This window comes from Pedobacter sp. (assembly GCF_045628745.1).
Taxonomy (GTDB): Bacteria; Bacteroidota; Bacteroidia; order Sphingobacteriales; family Sphingobacteriaceae; genus Pedobacter.
The window spans coordinates 1-10106 of record NZ_JAZQPU010000290.1 but is presented as its reverse complement, the minus strand read 5'-3'; the positions used below and the strand labels follow the sequence as shown (position 1 = coordinate 10106).

The window sequence follows — 10106 nt, the reverse complement described above, 5'->3', positions numbered from 1 at the left end:
ATCTCGCATAATCATACTTTCATCACATCTCAAACGCCTCTCAACTACCACCTTGGTAAGTTATTCGTTCCGAACCCACCAATCTGTCCACCACTAGCCAAACTTTGCCTCACAATCAATTCTGCTGCTGCACTCGCTGCCAATCTCTCCCTTTGTGCATTGCAATGTAAAGCCGAATTGGCTTTAAAGCGGATGTTCTGTAACTCTCTGGCCATAATTACCCTGGCCCTGATGCTCGCACTTCTTTCCCCTTCAGTTATAGAAGAAAGGTCATTGAAATGAACAGGGGTTACTTCCACATGCAGGTCTATGCGGTCTAATAAAGGACCTGATATTTTACTGAGGTATTTCTGCACCATGCCTGGGCCACAAATACAGGTTTTATCGGGATGGTTGTAAAAGCCACAAGGGCAAGGATTCATGGAAGCAATTAACATGAAACTTGCAGGATATTCTACGCTGGAGCGTGACCTTGATATGGTTACCTGCCTATCTTCCAGGGGTTGTCGCATGACTTCTAAAACAGATCTTTTGAACTCCGGCAGCTCATCTAAAAATAAAACGCCATTATGTGCCAGGGAGATTTCTCCCGGTTGAGGGTACGCACCACCACCGACGAGCGCCATATCTGAAATGGTGTGGTGAGGGCTCCGGTAGGGTCTTTCGGTCATTAAAGAGCCCGCTGCAGTTAATTTACCGGCTACAGAATGGATTTTAGTGGTTTCTAAAGCTTCATGAAGGTTTAGGGGAGGTAAAATAGTGGGCAGGCGTTTAGCAAGCATGGTTTTACCTGCGCCCGGAGGACCAATCAGGATCAAGTTATGACCACCTGCGGCGGCAATTTCCAAGGCACGCTTGATGTTTTCCTGTCCTTTTACATCAGCGAAATCATGCTCATACTGGTTTACATTTTCTTCGAACAACTCCCGCGTTTTGACTACTACAGGCTCAAATGTCTGTTTGTTATTGAAAAAAGCAATGACCTGCTGCAGGTTGCTCATGCCATAAACTTCTAGTTCATTTACGATAGCGGCTTCCCTGGAATTATCAAGGGGGAGGATGAAACCTTTAAAGCCGGCCGACCTGCCCTGGATGGCAATGGGCAGTGCGCCTTTTATGGGTTGTAGGCCGCCATCTAAGGACAGTTCTCCCATTATGAAGTATTGATGGAGATCTTTTTGTTCTAATTGCCCTGAGGCCGCTAAAATAGCGATGGCAATGGGAAGGTCGTAAGAGGAGCCTTCTTTTCTGATGTCTGCGGGAGCAAGGTTAACCACAATTTTTTGTCGTGGCATTCGTAGTCCTGCTGTTTGAATAGCGCTTTCTATTCTCCGCAAACTTTCTTTAATCGCATTGTCGGGCAAGCCGACAATGTGATATTTGTTTCCGCCGCCCACGCTTACCTCAATGGTAATGGTGAGGGCATTGACACCAAACACTGCGCTTCCAAAGGTCTTTACCAGCATATTTAATTAATCAAATAAGCCAATTTAGCTAAAAACGAAGTGATGGTGGTTATCTTTTTACCTACATTTTTTCCTTGGGTGTTTTTGCATATAAATATTACTTTTCCTAATTACTTACTAGAAATGAACGATGGCGATTAGTGAATTAATAAGAATTCGTTGACGAATTACACTTTTTATAACGGTTTAATTACCCTTTAATTAAGGCATAGCAACAATATTCTCAGCCGGGTATTATAATGATCTTAAATTTCATTCAATAATGAGTTTATAAGAATAGGCATTAAATGAATAATATCGATTCTTTTATCTTAGAACTGAATACAGTGAGGCTAATATTTGCATTTAGAATGCTAATGCTTGACTATAACTGTCTAAGTGATTCCATGCAATTTCAATATATCTATCTTGAAAAAGTTGACTCTTTCTTGCTGACCAGCTTTTCAATTTAATTTTAGTCTCTTCCTTCGTTATTCCTGGATAATCTCTTTTAATTAAATCAATAGAAGCAAGTATTTCCAAAGAAAGTGCTGATTGATATCCATCTATAAGTTTTACTAACTGCTTTATAATTGACCGTTGAGTAGAACTTAATTCTTTTTTGACATAATCACTAACATCTTGAAGACGGTCGTATTGCAATTCTAATGGTTCAAAGGCCTTAGCCTGCATTTGTTCAAGGCCTTTAATAAAGGTTCCATTCATGTTTTGAACCATGTGATCAACTTGAACAGTATAAGGGCCATATAGATGAGCTTCAAATTTTAGTGATCTCAAGCTTGGTTCCCCTAACCTTTGCAAGAAATATGCTAATTTATTTGCAATGAACAAACTAGTGTTCTCTCCTAAGGAATCATAATAGAACATGCAGTATAGTAAAGTCGCTTTTGCAGGGGTTAATTTAATTTTTTTTGAACTTTCCTGTTCTTTCAAAATTTGTTTAACTCTTTCATTAGGTTCGAAAACAACAATGTCAACATTCTCTATAGGGTTAAGATGCTTCTCAATCATTAGTTTTACTTTATCCCAATTTAGCCCACCATTTCCACACCCTAATGGTGGTAATGCAATACTTTTAAGATTATATTTTTCGATAACATTAACTAATTCAGCTAACCCACGTTCTATATAATCATATTGAGATTTTTTATACCATTCAGTTTTTGTAGGAAAATTAATGATCCACTTCTCACCTTCAAGAGTATGATCTTTAACAACCAAAAGTTTCCCAGGCATGAGAGTGCCTTGTTTGCATGCAGTTAGATATTGTTTATAATTACCAGGAAAGGTTTCTTTAAATTGTAAGGCAATACCCTTCCCCATCACTCCTACAGTATTTACTGTATTTACAAGTGCCTCAGTTTTGGCTTCTAATAAATTACCTTTAATATATTGCATTAGTAATAGTATTTGTTTGATGGATTAATATGCACTTTGATATCCATGTTCAAATTACGAATAATTTGGTCAACTCGGTCTTTAGACATTTCATTATAAACGACAATATTACTAATACATTTTGCGGGAACATGAAATTTCACAAGAAACTCTGCTTGTTTTTTTCTCATCTTGTCAAGATCCTGGTCAGTATTGATCCAGTATCGTTCATTTGCTAATTGTATATTTATATTTCCAATGTTTTCAATATTATTGTAAAACATGGTTAATGCATTCTTTGCATGGCCGTCAGTAAAACACCATAAGTCACAATTCGATATTATGCTGCTAATATCGCAACAAATATATACAATATCTTGTTGTGGTCGTTGTTTCACACCTCGATATCCAGTTTTTATATTCAGAAGCATAGGGGATAAAGGCCCAAAATAGAAAGGGATATATTCACCTAACAGACCATTAGGTGGGTTTATCCCCACATTGTAAGAGCTTCTTTGCTCAATTAGACCGCTATCGCCTATATTAATATAATTAGGATCTGCATTAACATGATTTTTATGAAACATTCCATATTTTAGTGAATATTCGAGGTTATCTATATGTATAATCCTAAATAGCCAAATTTTACTTAGATCTTGAGAAGCCATAATTAGTTGCAATATTAAATAATAATATCATTAACACCGTAGATAAATCTAAATAGAGCTGTTGCAATGACTATATAAACTAATTATAATTCGAATGTTTATTTCAAAAGTTTTCTCCAAGTATTCTTCTCTAATATTCATTAATTTAAGGGAAAGTCTTTCGGTTATTCCAGAAATTTACGACGGTTTTTTTGCACATTTTAATTTTAAATATAATAGGTTTAATCGTGTTGATACCTCTTCCATGTCAGTGATTACCGCATCTGTTTAGATCGATAGGATTACTTCATATAAACCTGTACCGGAGCAGGAGATAAAGTATTAAATACAATATGAGTACTGTGGTCAAAATGAAAACGTAAAGATAGCCTGAGGAGATAAACTTATATGGCCTCAAAAATTAGGAGATAAGGGAAGGAATAGTTCTAATAATTGTAGGGAATACAATTATTGCTAATGATAAAATTAATGTCACTCCACATTTTTTCCTTGGGGGTTTTTGGCATATTTTTCATCATATTGTTGTTAATTATTTAGTAAAGATGATAGACTTAGGAAAGTTCTGCCATAATGAATATTGAGTGGAGTTCTTATTTAACTTAAGTCGTTAAAAAGCGAAGGGAATTGGAAATGTCATAAGAGGAACCTTCTATTGTGATATCTGGGGTAGCAATAATAACATTTTTTTTGTGGCACTCAAAGCTCTGCTTTTGAACAGTATATCTATTGTCCGCAAATTTGTTTAATCGCATTGCGGGCAAGCCGACAATGCGATATTTGTTTCCGCCCACGCTTACCTCAATGGTAATGGGTGGTTATCTTTTTACCTACATTTTTCCTTGCGGCATTTTAGGCATATTTTTCATCATTTTAGCGGCAGCAGCGGGGTTAGAGAATTGTTTCATCACCTTACGCATGTCTTCAAACTGTTTGATCAGCTTGGTTACATCTTCCACTTTATTTCCAGAACCATTGGCAATACGGATACGTCTGCTTTGCACAATACTGTCTGGGTTTTCTTTTTCGTATTTCGTCATCGACTGAATGATAGACTCCACGCCTTTAAAGGCATCGTCTTCAATCTCTACGTTCTTCATCATTTTACTTACACCAGGTATCATGCCCATCAGGTCTTTCATGTTACCCATTTTTTTGATCTGCTGGATCTGGTTGTAAAAATCGTTGAAATCGAATTTATTCTTACGGATTTTCTTTTGTAGTTCTGCAGCTTCCTTTTCGTCGAACTGCTCTTGCGCACGTTCTACTAAAGAGACCACATCACCCATCCCTAAAATACGGGAAGCCATACGATCTGGATAGAAAACATCCAATGCCTCCATCTTTTCGCCGGTACCAATAAATTTGATAGGCTTGTTCACCACAGATTTAATTGAAAGTGCAGCACCACCACGTGTATCACCATCTAATTTGGTTAATACAACACCGGTAAAGTCTAATCTTTCATTAAATGTTTTTGCTGTATTGACAGCATCCTGACCAGTCATGGCATCTACCACGAACAAAATTTCATGAGGTTTAGTGCTTGCTTTTACAGCAGCGATCTCATTCATCATTTCTTCGTCAATAGCCAAGCGACCCGCGGTATCAATAATGACCACATTCAGGTGTTGTGCTTTTGCAGCAGCAATACCTTCCATGGCAATGGCAATAGGATCTTTAGAAGCAATATTGGCATAAACCGGTACACCGATTTGTTCCCCTAAGATCTGCAACTGATCTACCGCTGCCGGACGATAAACGTCACCAGCAACCAATAAAGGTTTTTTGCCTTTACCTTTCAGGTAATTAGCTAGTTTTCCAGAAAAGGTAGTTTTACCTGCTCCGTTCAAACCAGCAATTAATATAATAGTAGGATTATTTTTTAAATCAAGGTCTTTAACTTCGCCACCCATGAGGGCCGTTAGTTCATCATTCATCACCTTGGTCAATAACTGACCCGGTGAAACAGCCGTAAGAACGTTTAAGCCTAATGCTTTTTCTTTAACGTCATCTGTAAAAGATTTGGCTGTTTTATAATTTACGTCGGCATCTAAAAGGGCTTTACGAATCTCTTTCATGGTTTCGGCCACGTTGATCTCCGAAATGCTGCCCTGTCCTTTTAAGACTTTAAATGCACGGTCTAGTTTATCCTGTAAATTCTCAAACATTTTCTTTAGTACTTAGTGTTCAATTTTTTGTAGAAGGCAAAGTTATTAAATTTGCTCGAATGAACGGCGATAAAAGCTTAATCTTTTACCTTGGAAATATAAATATCAGTCCGAGCGATAAAGTCTGGCTTCCCTGAATCTTATCTGAGGGTGAATTTCTGTCATAAAGCCCAACACCAGTAATTGTAGTATTCATGAAACGGTTTACTTTGGCCGTAAGCGCGACATCCAAACGATGGTTTGTGTAACCAAAGTTGTCATAGGGAATAAATGACATGTATTTAGATTTCAGATTGATGTTATGAAAAATGTCTTTATCAAAGTTGATCACTATTTGAAAAGCCAGTTCATTTTTAACGGTGGAACCAATTGGGACACCAAAATTATTACTATTAGTTCTATATAAGGTCGTATCTAAAACAAAAGTTTGTCGGGCAGTACCTGTACCGATCCTGGTGGAAAAGTATGAATTTGGTTTATACTCAAAACCTATAGATTCAGTTAGATAACCCGGTGACATGAACTTTGAAAGCAATTTATCTGTACTTTCTACATCGTTTTCTCTTTTGTAAGAAAAACCTTTGTCAAACTGCGATTCAAAGTTTACGGATCCAAAGAAATACCAGTTTTTAGACAACTGCATAGCCGCTTTATGGTCCCAGTAAATCCTGTCGACGGTTTTCTTCTCCAGTTGGTTTTTATTCTTTACTTTTCCGTAGTTTAAAATAACCTCACTGGTGTAGCTGAAATCCTCTTTTCTGTATTCAGTCCTATAATTGATAATTCCCGCAAGGGCTAATGAATTTACACCACCACCTGTCCAGTTGTCACTAAAAGCAGCCTGGTTAAGGTTAATGCCCACAGAGGTTTTGGTATTCCAATAATTAATTTTGGAACTCACCACTTTTGGAGGTATAGAAAGAGGGGTAAAAGTAAGTGTACCCGGTTTTGATGGCAGGGGACTGCGTTTCAACTTGATCTGAAGATCCTTCGTGTTAATAGGTACGGTGTCTATCTCCTGGGCCATGAGGCCTGCCGATGCTAAAAAAGTCAGTAAAATGCTGATATAAAAACCTTTCATTAATACAAAGAAAACAAAAATGTTCCTTATCGAAGACCAAAAAGGGAACAAAATGACATTTTAGTATTTTTAAGGGGCTATTTGCTCAATAACCGGTTGTGGCAGGGGTTTTAAACGTAATGCCGCCGGATTTCTTTTATAGGCTTTGTAATTATTTTTAATGAACACGATGAAGGCATAATCTGATGCGGCCAATACAAATTCATAGGTTGGCCGGTATTGTTGCATAAAGTCGGTGAGCTCAAAATCGCTGATGCCAAGCATGCGATGTACAAATTCAGGCCTGAAGCGGAAATCGATGATCTGTTCTTTATAATCTTTCTCCAGAATAGCCTGCAGCCTGCGTGCATTAGCGCCCTTTCTGCTTAAAAGGTTATAAATGGCATCAATGCCCAAACCTACGCCACCACCGCCAAGGTTGAGCAAGTCTTTGGAGCTGCCCCTGTCTAAAGCATATTTATATTCTTTAAGGGTTTTCTCGTGTTGCTCTTTAGGGTTTGGCATGCTGCCGATAATTTTCACTTCTTTTAACCTGATGAAAAGAGGATTAAGTTGGAAATATACAGCGTTTTGTCCTTTATAAACAATGGTATCAACGGCATAGCCTTGTAGCGCAGCAAATAAAGTGTCGCCTGGGAGGGCCTTCAGTGTAAATTCACCTTTATTGTTATTGTAAACCGCAGCATCTGTACGGGAGTTATAGATATACACTTTTGCCAGTCGCTGGTGCGTGTTTTTATCCATCACAAATCCAGGGAAAGTTTTTTCTTGCGCCATGGCGCTGCAGGAGAGCATTAAGAAAAATATATAGAGTCCTGTAAGTTTCATTATTTGCAAAACTACGACATCAGAAGATGTCATGTTTTATATTAACATTATTTAACTACCTGTAGTTGCTGTCCTATTTTAATACCTACATCAAAAAGGTTGTTCAATGCTTTCAGTTCATCAACGGTCAGGTTATAGCGTTTAGAGATGTTAAACAAGGTATCTCCTGACTGTACCGTGTGAAACTTTTTGCCTGTAACACTGCCTGTGCTATTATTCTTGCTGGTTTCTGCGCCTGCAATTATTTTTTTAGCGTCAGGCACATCCACAGGTTTAAATTTTTGTTTCTCCAACGGAATATTTTCATTGATCTCGGTAAATACACGGTCTTCGCGAAGGATTTTTTCTCTTTCCGTTTCCGGAGAGTCGTATTGATGCAACTTGTATTTATTGATCAGGTTGATCAATAAATTAGGATATTGAGGATTGGTGGCATAGCCAGCTTGTTTTAATCCATGTGCCCAATTGACGTAGTCGTTTTTGTCGAGCTCAAATAAAAAGCTGTAACGTTTCCTTTTTAAAAATTCAGAGTGGTCCTTATAAGATTCCCGGGCATCTTTATACACACGGAAGCAATCATTTTGCTGATCGTCATCTTTATAATAACCCTTGCCCTTCCAGTCAGAAGTACATTTTACGCCAAAGTGATTGTTTGCATATTTAGCTAAGCTGCTGTTTCCGCTGCCGGATTCAAGGATTCCCTGTGCAAGGATGATGCTTGCCGGAATGCCATACAAGTTCATTTCTTCAATGGCTACAGTTTTAAAAGCATCAATGTAACTCAATGTAGAATATGCGGTGTAATCAGGATTGCTTTTCGTTGCTTGTTTCTCTATCTGCCGGTTGTTTTTACTATATTTTCTTGATGTACACGAACCTAAAATGATGATCAGAAGGGAAAACAGTAACTTGTATTTCATTATTTACTTTAACTTTGATAAGGGTAGAACAGCATTTAAATACTGACCATGCTTGGTATCGTATTTAAAAAGCTCATATTTTTTAATTAGCGCAATCACTTTGGTAGACCACAGTTTACTGTGTGCATACCCACCGCGTTGGATACCTTTTGCCCAGTCTACGTAATCATCTTCATCGTACTTGTCAAAAAGACGGCTAAAAGCCGATTTGTTTTGAAGTACATCAATGAAGTGATCGTAGGAATCCTCTACAGAAGAGTAACCCTTGTAAGCTGATTTAATTTCTTTACTGGAGTTTTTCCCTTTTACACCGAAATGATTGTTAAGGTACTTGGCGATTTTACTGGTGCCGGCGGCCGATTCATGAATAGCAACAGCGAGAATGATACTTGCCGGAATCCGGTTTTCCCGCATCAGCTGCTGCGCATAAGCTGCATTGTTGTTGATGTATTGTAGCGTGGTTTGAGCGTGGGATGCAGTTGCTGTAAACAGCAAGGCTATCCAGATAAACATTAGCTTTTTAATCATATTATTTTTTTCTTATGATGAATATTCCGTCGCGAACGGGCAAGATCATTTTCTCTACCCGATTGTCTTTTGCTATCTTATCATTAAATGTAACAATATTTTTTGTGTCTTTATCTTGTTGATTACTAAGTACTTTTCCACTCCACAAAACGTTATCCACAATTATGAGCCCTCCCGGCCTCACGCGGTCGAAAATTAAATCGTAATAAGTACCATTATTTTTTTTATCCGCATCAATGAAAACAAGGTCAAAAACCTCGTTTAAGGTGTTGATTGTTGTTGTGGCATCACCAAGGATATATTGGATTTGTTTGTCGTAACTGGATTGTGCAAAACTTTTCCGAACCATATCTTCCAGCTCGGTGTTGATGTCCAATGTGTAAAGAATTCCATCCGGTTGTAATCCCTCTGCTAAACAAAGTGTTGCATAGCCCGTAAAAGTTCCTATTTCCAGAATGCGCTGTGGTGCAATAAGCTTGCTTAGCATACTGAGCACCCTACCCTGGTAATGTCCGGAGAGCATACGTGGCATCAGCACCTTTAAGTTTGTTTCCCTGTCAATTTTCTGGAGCAGCTCGCTTTCGGGCTCACAATACTTCAGTAATAATTGCTGCAGGTCTTCATTTATCATGCTCATATGGGTTTAATTAACGCTGTTCTTGCATGAAATATTGTAGGATGATGGTTGCCGCAATGGTATCCACCCTTTCTTTGTTCCTGCGGTCCTGCTTTTTAAGGCCGCTTTTCATGATCGTTTCCTGTGCAAGTTTAGAGGTAAAGCGCTCATCTACCCAGAATTGTGGAATGTCTGGAAAATTCTTTTTCAAGCTGGTAGAGAAACCTTTTACATGCTGAAAAGATGCTGATGGTGAGCCGTCCATTTGCTTGGGATTTCCAATAACAAAGGCTTCCACTTGTTCTGTTTGTAAGTATTTTTTTAAATATTCCAGGATTTCCTTGGGGTGTATAGTGTCCAAACCGGTCGCAATAATTTGCAGTGGATCTGTAACGGCAACCCCGATACGCTTGGTACCATAATCGAATGCGATAATACGTGCCATTTTACAAAT

General features: G+C 38.2%; 10 protein-coding genes. All 10 read right to left on the bottom strand.

All coding sequences use genetic code 11. The features are described 5' to 3' along the window. Positions 1-44: 44 nt before the first annotated feature. Positions 45-1466 carry a YifB family Mg chelatase-like AAA ATPase gene (locus tag ACR2F7_RS10835; RefSeq protein ID WP_432713578.1) on the bottom strand — a complete coding sequence of 474 codons (1422 nt, stop codon included), beginning with the start codon at positions 1464-1466 and terminating at the stop codon, positions 45-47. Between the two features lie 345 nt (positions 1467-1811). Beyond that, positions 1812-2864: a type II toxin-antitoxin system antitoxin DNA ADP-ribosyl glycohydrolase DarG gene (gene darG, locus ACR2F7_RS10830; protein WP_432713577.1), complete on the bottom strand. Its 1053-nt coding sequence runs from the start codon at positions 2862-2864 to the stop codon at positions 1812-1814. Further along, complete coding sequence (gene darT / locus ACR2F7_RS10825) at positions 2864-3511, bottom strand: type II toxin-antitoxin system toxin DNA ADP-ribosyl transferase DarT (protein ID WP_432713576.1); 648 nt, start codon at positions 3509-3511, stop codon at positions 2864-2866. The genes darG and darT overlap by 1 nt, the downstream gene beginning before the upstream one ends. 827 nt (positions 3512-4338) lie before the next feature. Beyond that, positions 4339-5679: a signal recognition particle protein gene (gene ffh, locus ACR2F7_RS10820; RefSeq protein ID WP_432713575.1), complete on the bottom strand. Its 1341-nt coding sequence runs from the start codon at positions 5677-5679 to the stop codon at positions 4339-4341. Positions 5680-5764: 85 nt separating this feature from the next. Continuing rightward, positions 5765-6760: a DUF3078 domain-containing protein gene (locus ACR2F7_RS10815; protein ID WP_432710361.1), complete on the bottom strand. Its 996-nt coding sequence runs from the start codon at positions 6758-6760 to the stop codon at positions 5765-5767. A gap of 69 nt (positions 6761-6829) precedes the next feature. Then, positions 6830-7621: a hypothetical protein gene (locus ACR2F7_RS10810; RefSeq protein WP_432713574.1), complete on the bottom strand. Its 792-nt coding sequence runs from the start codon at positions 7619-7621 to the stop codon at positions 6830-6832. A gap of 14 nt (positions 7622-7635) precedes the next feature. Beyond that, positions 7636-8508, bottom strand: coding sequence for a glucosaminidase domain-containing protein (locus ACR2F7_RS10805; RefSeq protein ID WP_432713573.1), 873 nt, complete (start codon positions 8506-8508; stop codon positions 7636-7638). A 3-nt stretch (positions 8509-8511) separates the two neighbouring features. Further along, complete coding sequence (locus tag ACR2F7_RS10800; RefSeq protein ID WP_432713572.1) at positions 8512-9036, bottom strand: glucosaminidase domain-containing protein; 525 nt, start codon at positions 9034-9036, stop codon at positions 8512-8514. 1 nt (position 9037) lies between these two features. Beyond that, positions 9038-9673 carry an O-methyltransferase gene (locus ACR2F7_RS10795; protein WP_432710357.1) on the bottom strand — a complete coding sequence of 212 codons (636 nt, stop codon included), beginning with the start codon at positions 9671-9673 and terminating at the stop codon, positions 9038-9040. Between the two features lie 10 nt (positions 9674-9683). Further along, positions 9684-10097, bottom strand: coding sequence for a Holliday junction resolvase RuvX (gene ruvX / locus ACR2F7_RS10790; protein WP_432713579.1), 414 nt, complete (start codon positions 10095-10097; stop codon positions 9684-9686). Positions 10098-10106 lie beyond the last annotated feature (9 nt).